At 45.6% G+C, this 17,144-nt stretch carries 19 protein-coding genes; 6 read left to right on the forward strand and 13 right to left on the reverse strand.

Features of this window, described 5'->3' with window-relative positions:
• Nucleotides 1-20: 20 nt before the first annotated feature.
• The 11 genes from VEJY3_RS11640 to VEJY3_RS11695 all read right to left on the reverse strand — a co-directional run bounded on the left by VEJY3_RS11640 (nucleotide 21) and on the right by VEJY3_RS11695 (nucleotide 11,969).
• The gene (locus VEJY3_RS11640) at nucleotides 21-1,052 is read right to left on the reverse strand and encodes a PAS domain-containing sensor histidine kinase (RefSeq protein ID WP_014232671.1); all 1,032 of its coding nucleotides are present in this window, start codon (nucleotides 1,050-1,052) and stop codon (nucleotides 21-23) included.
• A gap of 179 nt (nucleotides 1,053-1,231) precedes the next feature.
• Nucleotides 1,232-2,698, reverse strand: a complete 1,467-nt coding sequence (locus VEJY3_RS11645; RefSeq protein WP_014232672.1) for a sigma-54 dependent transcriptional regulator — start codon at nucleotides 2,696-2,698, stop codon at nucleotides 1,232-1,234.
• 284 nt (nucleotides 2,699-2,982) lie between these two features.
• Nucleotides 2,983-3,396, reverse strand: coding sequence for a flagellar export chaperone FliS (fliS, locus tag VEJY3_RS11655; protein WP_014232674.1), 414 nt, complete (start codon nucleotides 3,394-3,396; stop codon nucleotides 2,983-2,985).
• Between the two features lie 13 nt (nucleotides 3,397-3,409).
• Nucleotides 3,410-3,715, reverse strand: coding sequence for a flagellar protein FliT (locus VEJY3_RS11660; RefSeq protein WP_014232675.1), 306 nt, complete (start codon nucleotides 3,713-3,715; stop codon nucleotides 3,410-3,412).
• Nucleotides 3,716-3,718: 3 nt separating this feature from the next.
• Complete coding sequence (gene fliD, locus VEJY3_RS11665; RefSeq protein ID WP_014232676.1) at nucleotides 3,719-5,725, reverse strand: flagellar filament capping protein FliD; 2,007 nt, start codon at nucleotides 5,723-5,725, stop codon at nucleotides 3,719-3,721.
• 184 nt (nucleotides 5,726-5,909) lie between these two features.
• Nucleotides 5,910-6,344 carry a flagellar protein FlaG gene (gene flaG / locus VEJY3_RS11670; protein WP_014232677.1) on the reverse strand — a complete coding sequence of 145 codons (435 nt, stop codon included), beginning with the start codon at nucleotides 6,342-6,344 and terminating at the stop codon, nucleotides 5,910-5,912.
• Between the two features lie 63 nt (nucleotides 6,345-6,407).
• On the reverse strand, nucleotides 6,408-7,538 hold the full coding sequence (locus VEJY3_RS11675) for a flagellin (protein ID WP_014232678.1): 1,131 nt from the start codon (nucleotides 7,536-7,538) through the stop codon (nucleotides 6,408-6,410).
• A gap of 300 nt (nucleotides 7,539-7,838) precedes the next feature.
• Nucleotides 7,839-8,972 carry a flagellin gene (locus tag VEJY3_RS11680; RefSeq protein WP_014232679.1) on the reverse strand — a complete coding sequence of 378 codons (1,134 nt, stop codon included), beginning with the start codon at nucleotides 8,970-8,972 and terminating at the stop codon, nucleotides 7,839-7,841.
• 262 nt (nucleotides 8,973-9,234) lie between these two features.
• Nucleotides 9,235-10,368: a flagellin gene (locus tag VEJY3_RS11685; protein ID WP_014232680.1), complete on the reverse strand. Its 1,134-nt coding sequence runs from the start codon at nucleotides 10,366-10,368 to the stop codon at nucleotides 9,235-9,237.
• Nucleotides 10,369-10,534: 166 nt separating this feature from the next.
• Nucleotides 10,535-11,437: a Dyp-type peroxidase gene (locus tag VEJY3_RS11690; protein WP_014232681.1), complete on the reverse strand. Its 903-nt coding sequence runs from the start codon at nucleotides 11,435-11,437 to the stop codon at nucleotides 10,535-10,537.
• 46 nt (nucleotides 11,438-11,483) lie between these two features.
• On the reverse strand, nucleotides 11,484-11,969 hold the full coding sequence (locus VEJY3_RS11695) for a DUF2919 domain-containing protein (RefSeq protein WP_014232682.1): 486 nt from the start codon (nucleotides 11,967-11,969) through the stop codon (nucleotides 11,484-11,486).
• A gap of 220 nt (nucleotides 11,970-12,189) precedes the next feature.
• Here VEJY3_RS11695 and VEJY3_RS11700 point away from each other — a divergent pair, with 220 nt between their 5' ends.
• Nucleotides 12,190-12,546: a DUF2956 domain-containing protein gene (locus VEJY3_RS11700; RefSeq protein WP_014232683.1), complete on the forward strand. Its 357-nt coding sequence runs from the start codon at nucleotides 12,190-12,192 to the stop codon at nucleotides 12,544-12,546.
• Between the two features lies 1 nt (nucleotide 12,547).
• Entirely contained in the window at nucleotides 12,548-12,877 is a 330-nt protein-coding gene (locus VEJY3_RS11705; RefSeq protein WP_014232684.1) for a DUF4156 domain-containing protein, read from the forward strand.
• Nucleotides 12,878-12,944: 67 nt separating this feature from the next.
• Here VEJY3_RS11705 and VEJY3_RS11710 read toward each other — a convergent pair whose 3' ends face one another.
• Nucleotides 12,945-13,232: a helix-turn-helix domain-containing protein gene (locus tag VEJY3_RS11710; RefSeq protein WP_014232685.1), complete on the reverse strand. Its 288-nt coding sequence runs from the start codon at nucleotides 13,230-13,232 to the stop codon at nucleotides 12,945-12,947.
• 329 nt (nucleotides 13,233-13,561) lie between these two features.
• Here VEJY3_RS11710 and VEJY3_RS11715 point away from each other — a divergent pair, with 329 nt between their 5' ends.
• The 4 genes from VEJY3_RS11715 to VEJY3_RS11730 are packed head-to-tail and all read left to right on the forward strand — an operon-like array spanning nucleotide 13,562 to nucleotide 16,001.
• On the forward strand, nucleotides 13,562-13,912 hold the full coding sequence (locus VEJY3_RS11715; protein ID WP_014232686.1) for an ArsC family reductase: 351 nt from the start codon (nucleotides 13,562-13,564) through the stop codon (nucleotides 13,910-13,912).
• Nucleotides 13,913-13,930: 18 nt separating this feature from the next.
• A complete protein-coding gene (gene dapE / locus VEJY3_RS11720) occupies nucleotides 13,931-15,067 on the forward strand; it encodes a succinyl-diaminopimelate desuccinylase (protein ID WP_014232687.1) in 1,137 nt (378 codons plus the stop codon).
• Between the two features lie 32 nt (nucleotides 15,068-15,099).
• Nucleotides 15,100-15,801: a M15 family metallopeptidase gene (locus VEJY3_RS11725; protein ID WP_014232688.1), complete on the forward strand. Its 702-nt coding sequence runs from the start codon at nucleotides 15,100-15,102 to the stop codon at nucleotides 15,799-15,801.
• On the forward strand, nucleotides 15,798-16,001 hold the full coding sequence (locus tag VEJY3_RS11730; protein ID WP_014232689.1) for a DUF2897 family protein: 204 nt from the start codon (nucleotides 15,798-15,800) through the stop codon (nucleotides 15,999-16,001). The genes VEJY3_RS11725 and VEJY3_RS11730 overlap by 4 nt, the downstream gene beginning before the upstream one ends.
• 73 nt (nucleotides 16,002-16,074) lie before the next feature.
• Here VEJY3_RS11730 and bamC read toward each other — a convergent pair whose 3' ends face one another.
• Nucleotides 16,075-17,094, reverse strand: coding sequence for an outer membrane protein assembly factor BamC (bamC, locus tag VEJY3_RS11735; protein ID WP_014232690.1), 1,020 nt, complete (start codon nucleotides 17,092-17,094; stop codon nucleotides 16,075-16,077).
• Between the last annotated feature and the right edge of the window lie 50 nt (nucleotides 17,095-17,144).

The raw sequence follows: 17,144 nt of genomic DNA on the forward strand, positions 1-17,144 counted from the left end.
CTCCTTATTGGCAGAAGCGACTATTGCACTTCTGCTTGCACTCGCTCTAGCGGAATGCACATGGTGAAGCAGGCTCCATCACCCTGCTCAGAAATAAGCTCTAATCGACCGTCATGGGCACGGCAAACCATTTGAACTACCGCAAGGCCTAACCCTGTTCCTTGAGAACGGGTGGTAAAAAATGGCTCTAAGATTTTGCTTTGTAGCTCTTTAGGCACACCCGGTCCGTTATCCTGCACAGAAATGCGCAGCTCACCGTTGACCGGGCGGAAGAAAATATCAATTTGCGATTCTTTACCTGACATCTGAATCGCATTCATGACTAAGTTACTCAAGGCAGATGCAATCGCATTAGCATTTCCAAGCAGGTCAGTTTGCTCTTCCTCTACTTCAAGAAAGTAGTCAATGTTGTTGTTTTTTAAGGCAGCTTCAACCATTGGTTGATATTCCGAAACCAACTGAGCAATCGTAAATGGCTTAATGACTTTATTGTCGCCACCTTTAGCAAAGAGCAGCATATCGTTAACCTGCTTTTCCAAATCGTGCAGTCGATCCATCAATTTACTTTGAAATCGATCTCTCGTATTCGCAGGTAGATTCGGCGCAGCCAGATTTGACGCATACAGCATCGCGCTGGATAAAGGCGTTCTGACTTGATGAGCAAGAGAAGCCACCATACGTCCTAAAGACGATAATCGCTGCAGGTCACTCACTCGGGATTGAAGTAAGCGCGTTTCGGTCAAGTCAGTAATAAGGATGAGCTGACCCGTTTCAGAAGCAGAAATCGCTAAACGCACTTTGCGGCCATTGCGCAGAGAAACCTCATGGCCGTCATCTTCACGCGGGTCAAATGCTGCCTGAATGACGTTAAACCACTTTTCGTTGACCAAGGGTATTTCAAGAATGCGGTGTGCTTCCGGGTTCGCTTCGCGCACAACACCGAACGTATCGAGCAGGATGACTCCCGCAGGCATCACATCCAGAACCTGTTTATAACGTTCGACCTGGTTTTCTACTGAGTCTAAATGGGATTGGTTGGTGTTATCTTCCATTAACTGCCTGTCGAAATATCGCCACTAAATAGTAAAACAGCTTAGTAAGCAATAAGCATACCAAGCCATTTTAATCGATTTATCAGCAACTTATATTAGCGACAATAAGTTGACACCAAATTGACATAAGAATTTGAGCGGTTTTGTCTTGGAGAAAACCACTCATTGGGCGTGCAGAGTTAGCGTTGCAAGTTGTACTTACGCATTTTCTCAACCAAAGTCGTGCGGCGCATGCCCAGCATATCGGCTGCTCGTGCGACAACACCACCTTGGGCTTCAAGCGCTTGGCTGATCATGTTGATTTCCAGATCTGCCAATAGCTCTTTTAGGTTTACGCCTTCAGGAGGAAGCTCCTGCGGCGCATTTGCATTGCTCTCTAACTCATTGAGTTCATCAAAACTGAAATCTCCCGAGAAGATATCCTGAAAGACATCACGCTCTTGCTCTTCGACTGAGACAAAAGGATTCCCTTCAGGCTGGAATTCCGGGATATCACTGTAACGGTATTTCGTCGGCAAGTGATTCACATCGATCAGGCTGTTCGGGTAAAGAATCACCATGCGCTCGATCAGGTTTGCCAGCTCACGCACGTTCCCCGGCCAGTCGTGTTCCATCAAAGAGTTAATCGCACGCGAAGTAAAGCAGATAGGCTGTCCACCTTCAGCTTCCAGACGAGCCATCAATTCTTGCAGCAACAGAGGAATGTCACGCTTACGTTCTTTCAGCGCAGGCATTTCAATTGGGAATACGTTGAGACGATAGAACAAGTCTTCTCGGAAGGTATCTTCTTCGATCATGCTCTCGAGGTTGCGATGCGTCGCAGCTACGATGCGAACGTTCACTTTAATCGTATTGTTACCACCCACTCGCTCAAAGCAACGCTCTTGAAGCACACGAAGTAGCTTCACCTGCATTGGCATTGGCATATCACCAATTTCATCAAGGAATAAGGTTCCGCCATCAGCCAATTCAAAACGACCTTTACGCGAGGTTAACGCCCCGGTAAAAGCACCTTTTTCATGACCAAACAGCTCACTCTCTAAAAGCTCAGGAGGAATCGCACCACAGTTAATTGGCACAAATGGTCCACTAGAGTACGTGGAATGGTAGTGGATGTTACGCGCAACTACTTCTTTACCCGTGCCCGACTCACCAAGGATTAAAACGTTAGCTTCGGTTTTGGCGACTTGCTCAATAAGGTGACGAACTTCCTGAATGCCACGACTCTGACCCACTAAACTGCGGAAAAGTGTATTTTTGCGCTCACTTGCGATCACGTTCACACCTTTTCGACCCAGGAAGTCTTTGCAATGACGCAAGGCGTTACTAAGTTGAGGGTAGTTTAAAGGCAGTTCCAACTCACCGACGTAACTTGGCAAGTCATCAACAGGTAGCGATAAGCGCCCCATTACGAGCAATGGAATGTGGTAAGCATCGCTAAGATGCGCCATGACTGTTGTCGCTGCTGAAGATGAAGAAATATTGCCGATAATGCAACCAGACCAGAGTTCAGACCAATCAACATCACCTAGCTGATCAGAACTGACCGCTTCGCAACTTTCTCCAACAAATTCCAATATATTGCTTAAATTTAAACGACTTGAAGCATCGTCATCAATTACAAGCAGTTTTGCCAAACCTTGCATAACTAAGAATGATTGCCTTTATTTTTGGATGTGTTGCGGCCAAACCTTGATTAGCTCAAATGAGTGTTCAGAAAGGCGGGAACGCCACACTCAATGCACGAGAGACAAAGGGGAAATCAGCAACAAAAAAAGCCATTAGGGCTACTAATGGCGCTTATTTTATTTGAATATAAAAATAAGGCAACCAAGCAATCGAGAGCTCTAAGCGTGATTGTGACCTTGCTGCACAACTTGTTGCTTAGGCGCTCAATATATATTCAAGTCAATATAACGATTTGTTTTATTTAATAAATACCGACCTCTTCGGCCGTTAGGTTGTGAAACTCTGCCGGAATTTGATCCCACGCTGATTTTATCTCTCGAATAATATCGATAACGTCATCAATAAGTTGCGGATCATTTTGGTGATTTGCCGCAGAAATCTGCGTAATCATGAATTCATAAAGTGAATCTAAGTTTGAGGCAATCTCACCACCATCATCCATTGACAAACAACTTCTCAGCGCAATGATAATGTCTAATGCCTTACCCAAACGCTCACCTTTTACTGGTATGTTGCCAGCTTGCATCGCTGCTTTACCTTGAATAAGACGCTCAATTGCTCCCGCCATTAGCATTTGAATGACTTTGTGCGGAGAAGCCGCGCTTAGCTGGCTGTCGACTGATACCTTTTTGTATGCTTGCAAAGATCCGCGCATAGTAATCCTCTTTCTAAATAAACTTTTTGTACTGCTGAAGCGAACGTTGGCCATAGCGCAATTTATGCAACTCTTTTCCAACTTTTGACGTCTCTGATTGCATCAGTTCAACAATACTTTGGGTACGAGCAAGCAAGTCTTGCCACTCGACGTCTTGCTTAACCAATGGGTTTTTCTGAACCACTGACAGCAAGTTTTGCAATAAGCTTTCTCTGATATCGACCAAACGAAGAATTTCTTCAGTATTAATATCGACTTTTTGCAGCTCTTGGCTAATGCGTTGATCCAAATCGTTAATTTCAATAAGTTCGCTTTGCATTGATTAACCCAGTGCACTCATTAATGCGCCTAGCTGGCCTTGCATTTTGCCTGTTGCATCTTGCATGGCAGAGAATTTTGCATGAGTACGCTCTTCTAAGCTCGCCATGCGGCGATCGAGGGCCGTTTGATCATCATTTAAACGGTAATTCTGTTCTGTAAGACTTTTTTCGCGGGTACGAATGCTGCCAGTAACTCCGGTAATGCCATGAATGGCATCTTCAATGCGCTTTGCGAAACCAGTGTTACCACCAAAGAAACTTTCCAGTTCATTGAAGTTGTTATTTAACTGACGATCGAGCATGTCGTAGTTAATTTCGAGCGTTCCCTGACGAGTCGTGGTGATACCAAACTCAGTGAGTGATTTGAGGTTTTCTGGCGCTTTATCAATTTGGGCGGAAAAGACCGATTTAAGTCTGGCATCAGCACTTCGCACGGTGCTGTCGCCCGATAAAGGGCCTTTTTGTCCGGTAAGAGGATCAACGCTCGAGAGCGCCCGAGAGGTTTGATAAAACGAATTATAAGCCGCAACAAAGTTTTCTATATCGCTGCGAACGCCCTGACGATCATATTCAACGCCTATTTCCGCCGGTGCTTGATTAGGTTCAGACTTCCCTTTCAATGTGAGGTCTACGCCTTCTATCGCATCTTCAATCACGTTGTTGTGACTCGAGAGTTTCGCAACGCCATCGAGTAACACGACCGAGTCTTGGCCGGCCTGAACTTCGGTCATGCCGCTATAACCTTCGAACATAGATTCGGCCTGAGCAATTTTGGCTTCGGCAGCGTCTATTTTTTCGAGTCGCTCGCGCTCTTCAGGTGAAAGCTGAGCACGATGGATTTGCTTCGCTTGTTCTTGCGTCAACTCACCACGTTTTACTTTCGCATCAAGCTCCTGCTTTTCATCAGCAATGCTCTGCTCAATTTCTGCTTTTTCTTGATCAAGCCGCTGCTTTGCTTCTTTGGTGGTGACATAAGAGTCGGTCAGCGTACCAGATGCAGCATTGCTCCAACCCGGAACATCAGGCGCTTTTTCAATCGCCTTTTCGTCCAGCTCCAGCTCTGGCTCTTGGTATGAATCCAGTAAGGTGCCTGAGGCCGTTTCCGTCCAGCCAGGAATGCGATCCTCTGGACGCCAACTTGCGCGTTCTTGCGCTTTATCGAGTGCATCTTGTCCCGCTTTGGCAGCATCTGCGCCGGCAGCAGAAACAGGCTCACCAACTGCACTCCCCTGTTGAGTTGCTAGTTCCTCTTGCGAGGATTGCATTTCGGGAGGTAGAGGGTTGCCGCTTTCATCCAGTAAAACAGGTTCGGCTGATTGAGGATCTTGCAAAGGACCTAACACCTCTTCAGCGGCAGCACGTGCTTCTTCCAAAGCTCGTACTCGCTCTTCAAGTGTTTGATATGCGAATTTTTTGAGTGGATTGCCTTGTTCGGCGTCCACTGTGACGGTAATTTGGTGATCCTTACCAGATTGGTTTGAGGCAAGGATAAGGCGGGGGCCTTCGGCATCGTTGATAAGTGAAGCACGAACGCCGATGTTGTCTTTCGCACCGTTGATGCTACGTACCACATCTACGAGCTTAGATCTTGAACGGACATTGATGTTAAAGCTGTCGTCACCAAGCGAAATATGCAGCTTACCCGGACCAAGCTTTGCGTCTTCTGGTAACACATCAGACGCAACTTTATGGCTTTGTGCAAGCTGCAACACATCGATAGCATACTTACCAGCTATAGCATCGGTAGTTGCAGTGGCAGATACGATTTTATCGTCCGTGGTATCAACCGTCCGGGCAGCAAAAGCTTTTTCCTGACGGAAGTTCACCATGAGGTTTTTCATCGTATCCAACGATTCTCTGAGTCGCCCATAAGCACTGATGCTGGCATCTATCGTCGTGCGTTCATTGTTAATGCTCTGCTGCTTTGGTACACGCTCGGCATCGACAATTTTGCTGACCATGGCATTAATATCCATGCCACCAGACATCCCCAACGGGCCTAAACTCATTAAATCACCTCTAAAAACGGCTTATACCAATCACAGTAAGTAAGTGATCAGAAATAGCGTAGGAAAAATGCTTGAGAACAAGGCAAAATTTTTCGATAAGTAGTTATTCTACAATCAAAAATTTTAACGTCGTTATCGAGTATTTTAACAAGCTAGAATGACCAGTTATTTACTACGATTGGTATTAAACTTTTTCAACTAACAAACCGCTGTTAGCTGTGTGCTCAGCTAGGCGACGTAAAACGACCAGCATGTCTTCATCAGGAATTTGACGAATCACGTCGCCCGTTTTGGCTTCGTAAATCGTAACAACGTCTCGGCCAGATTCTTCATCCACGCGAAACGCCACTCCCTTATTTATGGATGTCACAAATTCATTCATTTGTGCGACCATTTTTTCACGTTCTTCTCTGTTCAGCTCCTGACGGCTTTCCGCCATTTTGATTGCAGCTTGAACAGAGAAATCACGCTCGGTGTCTTTCACTTTTGACAGAGAAATATCACCGACTGAACTTGCTGGGTCCGGCACGCCTATGCCATAGCCATTTTTACTAGCAACTTTGGTGCCATCCTCTGCACCGTAAGACTGGATGTTCGATGTGTAGGAGGCTATTTCCATTACAATCTCCCTTCCAACTTATGAGCTAACGATAGGGTCTATCGCTTGACTAATCCAGCCTAATTAGCCCAACAAGCTTAGCGCTGCAGATGGTGACTGCTTCGCTTGTGCCAGGATCGAAGTACTCGCTTGCTGAAGGATTTGCGACTTAGTCATTGCCGTTGTTTCCTTCGCGTAGTCAGTATCTTGAATACGGCTCTTAGACGCATTAACGTTTTCATTAATGTTATCTAAGTTATTGATCGCGTGGTTGAATCGGTTTTGGAAAGCACCAAGAGACGCACGCTGGCTGTCTACTGACTTAAGTGCACCGTCGATAACAGCCACAGCTTCTTGAGAGCCAGCTACCGATGTAACGTCGATGTCTTTAACCGTGACGTCTTTAGCATTACCGAAACCAATTTCGCCAGCCAGGTTGCCTGAGAATTCAACTTCACCAATTACTTTCTGAGAAGAAGCAAATACTTGCAACTTACCGTCTTCGCCTACTGACGCTTTCACGTCATCGCTCTGACCGTTGATGTAAGTCGCTAACTGCTCAAGATCATCGCCTTGCTTCGCGTTGATAGTCAGCTTTTGCTCTTCACCTTGTGTATTGGTGTAGCTCATTTCAAGCTTAGTTTTTTCACCAACAGCCCAAGATGCATCTTTGCCTTCTTCTGCAGCGTAGCTCTTACCACCCATAGCAGAAGTATCAGAACGCAGGCTATCCAAAGAAAGCATTACTGCTTCACCTGAATCAGCACCGATTTGGAAAGACTGTGTACCGTAAGTACCGTTAAGAAGTTTGTTACCACCAAAAGATGTCGTTTCCGCAATACGGTTTAACTCATCGTTTAGGGCTGTTACTTCTTCCTGAATCGCGACACGTTCTGCTTTTGAGTTAGAACCGTTCGCAGACTGAAGCGAAAGGTCACGCATACGCTGTAGGATGTTAGTAGATTCATTCATTGCACCTTCAGCAACCTGTGCAACAGAAATACCGTCGTTGGCGTTTTTCACTGCCATGTCCAGACCACGGCTTTGCGCGTTCAAGCGGTTTGAAATCTGTAGACCTGCAGCATCGTCTTTCGCGCTATTAATTTTATAGCCTGAAGACAAACGCTCCATTGATTTTTGTTGACCTTCAGCGGCCTGATTCAGGTAACGCTGTGCGGTCATCGCAGAAACGTTAGTATTAACGTTAATCGCCATAGTTGTTCTCCTTAAGGCTTTTGTGAATGTACCTTCGTGTCTCTCACCTCACTTAGGTACATCTCATTTCTCTCAATCCCTTTAACGGCGATCAATACATATCCTTTAGGAGAATTTCCCATTTTTTTGCGATTAGTATCCTCTACTTAGAGAAGTGTGACCGGTATCAACTGTGACCAAATTAACACGTCAGCGTGCTTTCCTCAGATAGAAAAAAACCCAGCCGAAGCTGGGTTTACTCGCTCATCTCTCACCACGAGCCAATGAGGTTCTCGTCTGAGGTTAATCTGGGTATAACCCTTAACCTAGCAGACTTAGCGCTGAGTTCGGCGCTTGTTTCGCTTGCGCAAGGATTGAGCTTGACGCCTGCGATAGAATTTGTGACTTGGTCATTTCTGTCGTTTCTTTTGCGAAGTCGGTATCTTTAATACGGCTCTTCGATGCACTCACGTTCTCGTTAATGTTATCCAAGTTGTTGATTGCATGGTTGAAACGGTTTTGGAATGCACCTAGTTCCGCGCGGTGGCTGTCTACGTACTTCAGAGCAGCATCAATAATTGCTACTGATTCTTGTGCGCCGCCCACAGAAGTAACATCAATAGAATCAACCGTGACGCTGTTGCCTTTATCCAGACCTAATTCGCCAGATAGACCGCCAGAGAATGACAGTTCGCCTTCCACTTTGTTGTTACCAGCAAAGACTTGCAATTGGCCATCTTCATTCACTGAAGCTTTTACCAAGTCAGTCTGACCGTTGATGTACGTTGCCAGCTCTTCGATATCATCGCCTGCTTTTGCATTAACCGAGATTTCTTGCTCTTGACCAAAGCTGTCTGTCAGGCTGATTTTCAGGTCTGATTTATCGGCAGAAACATTCCAGTCTTTACCTTTGCCATTTTCAGCTTGGTAGCTAAGACCGCCCATCATTTGGTTGTCAGAACGCATATCTTTCAGCTCAAGCATGACTGCTTCACCATTGTCTGCGCCGATTTGGAACGATTTGGTGCCGTATGTGCCGTTAAGAAGTTTGTTACCACCAAATGAAGTGGTTTCCGCGATACGATTAAGCTCGTCGTTCAGTGCAGTTACTTCTTCCTGAATCGCAACACGTTCTGCTTTTGAGTTAGAACCGTTTGCAGATTGAAGTGACAGGTCACGCATACGTTGCAGTATGTTGGTTGTCTCGTTCATCGCACCTTCAGCAGTTTGTGCAACAGAGATACCGTCATTCGCGTTGCGAACAGCCACATCCAGACCACGGCTTTGCACATTCAAACGGTTCGAGATTTGAAGGCCAGCTGCATCATCTTTTGCGCTGTTGATTTTAAAGCCTGTAGACAGACGCTCCATCGACGTTTGTTGAGCTGAGTTTGCATTGTTAAGGTAACGCTGAGCGGTCATCGCTGATACGTTTGTGTTTACAGTCACTGCCATGGTGATTTCTCCAATTGATTTTCCGGTGTAGCGGTTTCCGACGTCTCGGAAAACCAAGTAGTTCTCTCAAAGTTACTTTTATTAACGACGCACAATCTGATTTCTTTAGGAAAAATGTTCGATTTTTTTAGAAAAAGTTCATATTTAGGGGGGATCGTGACGAAATAGGTAAAAAAGACAAAAAACGTTAAATTTTCACTAAAGCTTCTTTTTCACCTGTCGATACAGGCAGTTTTTTTCTAAATTTTAAACGGGAATGACATTACCCCAGTAAAGACAAAACCAGATTTGGCGCTTGTTTCGCTTGAGCAAGAATAGAAGTACTGACCTGTTGTAAAATCTGCTGTTTGACCATTTGTGTGGTTTCTTTGGCATAGTCGGTGTCTAAAATTCGACTATTAGAAGCTGCCACATTCTCATGAATGTTGTCTAAATTATTTATCGCATGATTAAAACGGTTTTGATAGGCACCGAGCTCGGCACGGTGACTATCCACATACTTCATTGCCGTATCCAGAACCGCCACAGCTTGCTGCGCACCACCAACGCTGGTGACATCAATGCTATCGACCGCTTGATAACCTTTTAGCTCCAAACCCAACTCGTTCGCCAAATCGCCGGAAAATGAAATCGTGCCAGACGTTTCTTTGCCAGCCATAAAGATCTGTAATTGCCCATCTTCATTCACTGACGCTGACACTTTGTCGGTTTGACCATTTATGTAAGTGGCTAACGTTTCAATGTCGTCACCGGCTTGCGCGCTAATATGGACTTGCTCTGTTTCACCCAAGCGGTTAACAAAGGACATAGTAAGCTCGTTTGAGTCACTCTTCACTTTCCAATCAGACCCTGCTCTGCCCCGCGAAATGTAACTGAATCCACCCATATCTAGCCCATCAGTACGCATTGACTTTAATTCAACTTGTACCGCTTCTCCTGAAGCCGCGCCAATCTGAAACGCTGATTTACCGAAGCTGCCATTGAGCAATCTGCGTCCACCAAACGAAGTGGTTTCCGCGATACGATTCAGTTCATCATTCAATGCGCTGACTTCTTCTTGCAATGCCATACGTTCTGCATTGCTGTTTGAACCATTTGCCGACTGTAAGGAGAGATCTCGCATACGCTGCATAATATTGGTGACTTCATTCATTGCGCCTTCAGCGGTTTGCATGATTGAAATACCATCGTTTGCATTGCGAACTGCGACATCCAGACCACGCATTTGCGCTTGCAAGCGATTAGAAATCTGCAAACCTGCGGCATCATCCTTCGCGCTGTTAATGCGCTTCCCTGAAGACAAACGCTCCATGGACTGGTTCAACATATCCGTTGCGTTAGTTAAATGACGCTGTGCCACCAGAGCTGAAATATTGGTATTAACGGTGATAGCCACAAATATGTGCTCCAATAAGATGAAGGTATTGGATATTTATCGGCCGGATTCTAGGAAGGTTTAGTGCTTTTAGAAATAGGATTACGAGCAAAAAGATAGGATGCGGGAAAGATACAGAAAATAAAAAGCTCTCCGATTGGAGAGCTTCAAAATTACCGGCTTAGAATTACTTAATCGCAAGTTCCGCCAGCATAGCCTGAGATGGCGCAAAGAAGTACGCACCAGTGACGGCTTTAGTAAAGCGCAGAAGCTGGTCGGTTTTGCCATCCGTCACACCGTACATGCTCTCAAGCATCACTTTAATGTTATGCAGTGTATGACAGTAGCAGATGAACAACAGGCCATGAGCCCCCGTCACGGTGCCGTATGGCAAACTGTGACGAACGATCTTCAGGCCTTTACCTTCTTCTTTGATGTCTACACGGCCAACGTGCGACGCAGCCGGCACATCATCCAACTCAACAGAATCTGGCTTAGTACGGCCAATCACTTTCTCTTGTGCTTTTACGTTCAAACGATTCCATGCAGGAAGGTTGTGTTCGAAACGCTGAGCCATTACGTAGCTACCACCAGCAAATGGGCCTTCTTTGATCAAGGCAACTTCAGCTCGTGCTTCACCTTCTGGGTTCTCTGTGCCATCGATAAAGTCAGTCATATCACGAGCGTCCAGGTAACGGTAGCCATACGTTTCATCAACGACAGTCACATCTTCTGCCGTGTCGACCAGGAATTTACGCAGAACATAAAAATGTAAATCGTGACGAGTTGAGTGGCAGTGAATGAGCACATCAACATCGCTTGCTGGCGCCACAACATCCCCTTCCCCTAACTGTGGGAAGTCAATCAACTCTTCAGGCGCATCGATATTTAAGTGCTGCCAGAATGATTTTGTGAATGCGATAGATAGTGTGAGGTCAGCACCTGGCTGGCTGTTATTTAGCTCTTCAACCAGCTCTGGAAGGGCTTTTAGCTTCGCCAATACGTTTTCACGGTTTTGGTTTACTTTCAGTTGAGTGTACAGTGCAAATGGTCCTGCTTCTGGCACAATTGCCGTTTGAGCTTGTAACATTGAGGTTTCCTCTATACTTTGCCCCTGTGCGGGAAGTTGTTGATTTTTAATTCTTTGAAGGCTGTTCTTTATTATGCTCAAAGTGTGGCACATTAAAACAGTCTTTTACCCACCTTCCGTTCAAAAGGTAGATCATAAACCAGGTAATTAAGGTGATGGTAAGAGCGTTTGCCCAATTGAATACACCATGTTCCAGGTAGACATGATACATGGTCTGAGCAAGCTGAATACTACACAAGATCAAGGTCACCTCTCGCCCGTAGCTCATCACTTTGTTCACCCATTTTCGGTCTGGCTGGCGTAAACCCATCAACCACATCAATAGTAAGCTGGGAACACCGGCTAACAAACCCAAATACAGTGTGCTCGAATCTGGATAAACAATCGACAGCAGTTTACTTCCACTCTCCCGGCTCACACCGGCCATGGCAAACACCACCCAAGATCGGGCAAGAAACATCCACCCTAACCAAACAAAAATAGGCGCTTTTAAAAAGCCATGAGCGTCATATTGATCAAATGCGTAGCGCACAATATCTTCTTCTTTAATAACTTACTGTGGTCACTTTACCTGATCGCAGCGAAACTGCAACGCAAGTACCTCCCGCCAGTAATAAAGCCTCACACCCCACGCAAAAAGCGAAAGCTTGTTCAGAGAACTTGCGCTCTAAGGTTCATTTCAACCAACTTGGCGAGTAGACTAGGCTTAAGTAATTTCAAACGCAGGCTCCTAGCGCCGAGTAAATAAAAACATGAAAAAGAAAAATACAGCAGCTCCCGTTCCTTCCCAAGAAACTCAGAACGAAGCAATGAACATCGCCAGAGCGACTCAGAAACCAGGGCAAACAAAGGAACAAACCAAACTCATTGCTCAGGGTATCGAGAAAGGCATTGCGTTATATAAAAAACAACAAAAAGAGCGAAGCCGCCAAGCAGACAAAGCGAAAAAGAAACAGCAAAGAGAAAAACAACGCGAGACCGAAGAACAAACACAACATGAGCCTCAAACTGCGGTAGAGTCCTCAACGGCTAAATCATCCGCGCTGCCATGGGTGCTACTTGTTCTCAGTTGGATTGGCTTCGCCGCCACTATTTTCATGGGAAAATAATATGCTTCGAATCATTGTCGCCATATCAATCTTTACTCTCTTTGGCTGCTCATCGACACCTCTCAATTCTCACGATAAAAGCCAACAGGTCGAAGTGAGGATTGATGGCCAGTTCGACCCTGCTCAGTGCGAGTACCTTGGTGAAGTAACTGGCAATGAAGGGCATTGGTATAACTACCTGTTCTACAGCAATGATGGCATGATCAAAGGTGCGGTTAACGACCTAAAAAACAACGCGATGACCATGGGTGCTGATACGGTATTTATGGTGTCTCCTCAATATTTCGTCACGTCTTTCAACCTGTTAGGTGTTGCCTACCGCTGCAAGTAATTCATCTTGCCTATTCAGGGAATGTATCTCCTGCCTCGACAGATAAAAAAAGCCAGCAATTGCTGGCTTATGCACGAAATCCAAGGCTACTAGCGATATCACGCTCTCGCTCCAGAACCCATTGACTATCAAAAGGTCCCCAATCCGAAAGTTGGTAATAGCCGTCATTGTGACGTCGACCATCTTGAACAAATATAAGCTCGATGCCGATACCCGGTAATGCCTTGAGTACATCTTGAATTGTACGTCGAGGCCAACCCGTTTGTTCGATTAATTTTGGTACATTTGGCCTTTCCAGGCTTTCGACCAACAAGGCCAAATATAACCGCCTTGCAAAAACAGGACTCAACTCCATTGACACCTCCTAAACTTGTGCTGAATCATTATTTCGTTTTTGCACAGAGAGATGTTGCGTTTGATCAATAACTCGACTTATCCACCCTTTTTTGGTGTCTTTTTACTCAAATTCCTACAAGTTAATTCCCATTTACGCTCATTCTGTAAGTTATCAACGTTTCCAACTCGGCAATTTGGCGTGCTTCGAGGTCATAAATTATTTTCTTTCGCATTTTGTCAGTTTGATTGCTTCTTGGTAGGATGCGGTACACAGCCCAAAATTGCTTGAGCACCAGAGAATCTCAGCCTCTGTGCATAAAAACAAAGTAAAGATAAAAGGAAACAATTATGACGATTACCATGTTCGGTATCCCAAACTGCGACACAATTAAAAAAGCCAAGAAATGGTTAGAAGCCGAAGATATCGCGTATGAGTTTCATGACTACCGCAAACAAGGCGTAGATGAAGCATTGGTGACAGAATTTTGTGATGCTCTAGGCTGGGAAATCGTGCTCAACAAACGTGGTACCACTTTCCGCCAGTTAACTCAGGAACAGAAAGATTCTCTGAATGAAGAAAATGCTATCAAGCTGCTCGTGGAAAACCCAGCGATGATTAAGCGCCCAATTTTAAAAGTGAATGATCAGTTCCATATTGGTTTTAAAGCTGATCAATACACAACGATTTTTAACTCATAAATTAAGGAACACTCAAGGATGACAGACAGTCCAGTACTGGCTCTTGCGAAAGACCTAATCAGCAGACAATCCGTAACGCCTGAAGACGCGGGCTGCCAGGACTTAATGATCGAGCGACTAAAAGCGCTTGGTTTTGAAATCGAAGTCATGGTGTTTGAAGATACAACCAACTTTTGGGCTCGCCGTGGCACCGAAGCACCGCTATTTGCCTTTGCTGGCCACACTGACGTAGTGCCTGCGGGCAAGCTTGAACAATGGGATACGCATCCATTTGAGCCAACAATAATCGATGGCTACCTGCATGGTCGCGGTGCGGCGGATATGAAAGGCTCTCTGGCGGCAATGATTGTCGCTGTGGAACGTTTTATTGCAGAGAACCCTGATCATAAAGGCTCTATCGGCTTTTTGATTACTTCAGATGAAGAAGGTCCTTTCATCAACGGTACCGTTCGCGTGGTAGAGGCGCTGATGGAACGTGGTGAAAACATTGATATGTGTATCGTGGGTGAACCTTCAAGTACCGAGATCGTTGGTGATGTCGTGAAAAATGGTCGCCGTGGTTCAATCACTGGTGACCTGACGGTTAAAGGTACTCAGGGACACGTTGCTTACCCACATCTGGCTAATAACCCTGTTCACTCTTCTCTGTTAGCCATTCACGAGTTAGCAACCACGGAATGGGATAAGGGTAACGACTACTTCCCGCCAACCAGCTTCCAGATTCCAAACGTGTCGGCAGGTACCGGTGCTTCAAACGTCATTCCGGGCGAGTTCAATGTTCAATTCAACCTGCGTTTTAGCACAGAGTTGAATAACGACACTATTGTTCAAAGAGTGACAGAAACGCTAGACAAGCATGCCCTGGACTATGAGCTGAACTGGACGTTCAACGGTGACCCATTCTTAACCGACACAGGCGCGTTACTGGACGCCGTCGTTGCTGCAGTAAATGAAGTAAACCACACCAAACCAGCACTACTGACAACTGGCGGAACTTCGGATGGCCGTTTTATTGCTCGAATGGGTGGTCAAGTCGTGGAACTTGGTCCTGTGAATGCAACCATTCATAAAGTGAACGAGTGCGTGAAAGTAGATGACTTAGAAAAGTTAACGGACATGTACCAAAATACGCTTAAGCATTTATTGGCGAAGTAATCGGCCGCTAACAGACAGTTAACGAGAACAACATGACACCATCGCAACTTACAGGAACCACCGATTCTCACCTTCAATCAACGATGGTGGGTCAAAAAGCCTTTTTGCTTCATCCAGAAGTGGCTCATGACCTGCTCAGAATGATTAAGGCAGCAACGGATGCTGGTTTTAAAATGGAGATTGCCAGTGGCTTTCGAGATTTTTCACGTCAGCGCTCAATCTGGAACGGAAAGTTTTCTGGTGGGTTGCCAATTCTTGATTCAGACTCAAAGCCACTGAATAAGTCTGCGTTGAGTGATGAAGAGAAGCTAATGGCGATTTTGCGATGGTCAGCTCTGCCAGGTGGAAGCCGTCACCACTGGGGATGCGATTTTGATGTCTATGCTCGTAACTTGTTACCTGAAGGTACAGATCTGCAACTGGAACCGTGGGAGTATCTAGAAGGCCACCAGAATGAGTTCTATCTATGGCTGAAAACGCACCTCAATGAGTTTGGCTTTTTCTTCCCATACAAAGACGATCTTGGTGGCGTCGCTATTGAACCATGGCACATTAGCCACAAAATTGTCGGTCAGCAATGTTGCTCACAGCTAACGTCTGAGTTGCTAAGAAGTGAACTGATTAAGCAAAACGAGCAGCACAAGATTGCGGGAATAGATTCAATACTCAATAATCTAGATAAGATCATGTCTACGTTTATTCGTAACATTGCACCACCGCCGGAGGCACCATGATAGAGCTGCTCACTAACCCTTGGGTTATCATTATTGTCGTGTTAAGTGTCATCATCGGTAATATTGCCGCCCTGAAATACACAGCCAAAATGAAGTTTAATCAAATGGATAAAAGCCGTAAAAACGACTTGGATAAACTGAATGAGCTCGACCAGGAACGCTACGGGGATAAAGAGAACAAAGACGACCGTTCTCGTTAATGAATGCCATTAAAAAAGGGACCAAACGGTCCCTTTTCTCTATGCACTGTACAAATACTTATGCACTGAACAATTACTGCTTCACTACTTCTGCCAGAACTGGTGCTAGTGATTTAAGGAATTCTTCTTCAACAGGCTTACCTGAAGAGTCGGTAATGTTGATTGACGTACGGTTACCCAAGTCGCCAAATAGGAAGGTGTATTTACCCGCCTTCAGGTCAACAGGTTTAACGCCAATATCATTCCAGAACTCATCATCCGGTGATGCGTATCTCGCTTCTACTGTACCCTGGGATTGGGTGCGATCTTCAACCGTGAAACCCATCTTAGGCAGAATCACAGGCAGACGCGGCCACAATACGTCATATTGAGCACGAGCGATGATGACTGGAAGTCCACTTCGGTCTGTACCCATCGTCACAGGAATCTGTTTTACCAGCTCCTGAGCTTTACGCTGAGCATCTTCACGGACTTGCTGATCGTAGCGAGCGGTTACCAGGTTAGTCATGAACACATTGTAACGCTCACGGTTTGTCGGAGTGACTTCTTTTACTTGGCCACCTTCACGCCAGTCAATAAGACCGACTTTAAATCCATAACGACCACCTTGCTGTGTACGCAAGATCTCGTATCGGCTGCCAATCTCCATGTCTTCATCAGGAGAATCCCAAGTTACCCAACCCGTTTCAATACGTGAATCGGTCTGACTCTCAACGGGAATTTTTCTGGCCTCAACCATACCTTGTACAGTTTGCCAAACCTTGTCCAACTCGTCTTTACGGAGCAACCACAACGTCACTTCACCATTTTGACTGCGATCCAAGCGAGCGCCAGGAATAAGTTCTAACACTTGCTGTGGTGGACGAATATCAACGTCTTTACCCACGCCACCAGCATAAGCACCCTGAGGGATCTCGTAGTTTGGGTAGAGCTGAGGCTGAACGCCTTGTGGCGTATTCCACTCACCCAGCGTTGGGGTGTTTAAATACTCGAAATCGTCCTTTGCCTGACGACGTTGGTTGGCACCACCTGTACAGGCAGTCAATACGAATACAGCTAATGAACTTAACACTAACTGGCTTGAAAGCTTCATTTATACTCCTAAAACACTGAGGGCTCAGTGGCCCCCAGTATGAACGTCAA

This window comes from Vibrio sp. EJY3 (assembly GCF_000241385.1).
In the GTDB taxonomy this organism is placed as follows: domain Bacteria; phylum Pseudomonadota; class Gammaproteobacteria; order Enterobacterales; family Vibrionaceae; genus Vibrio; species Vibrio natriegens.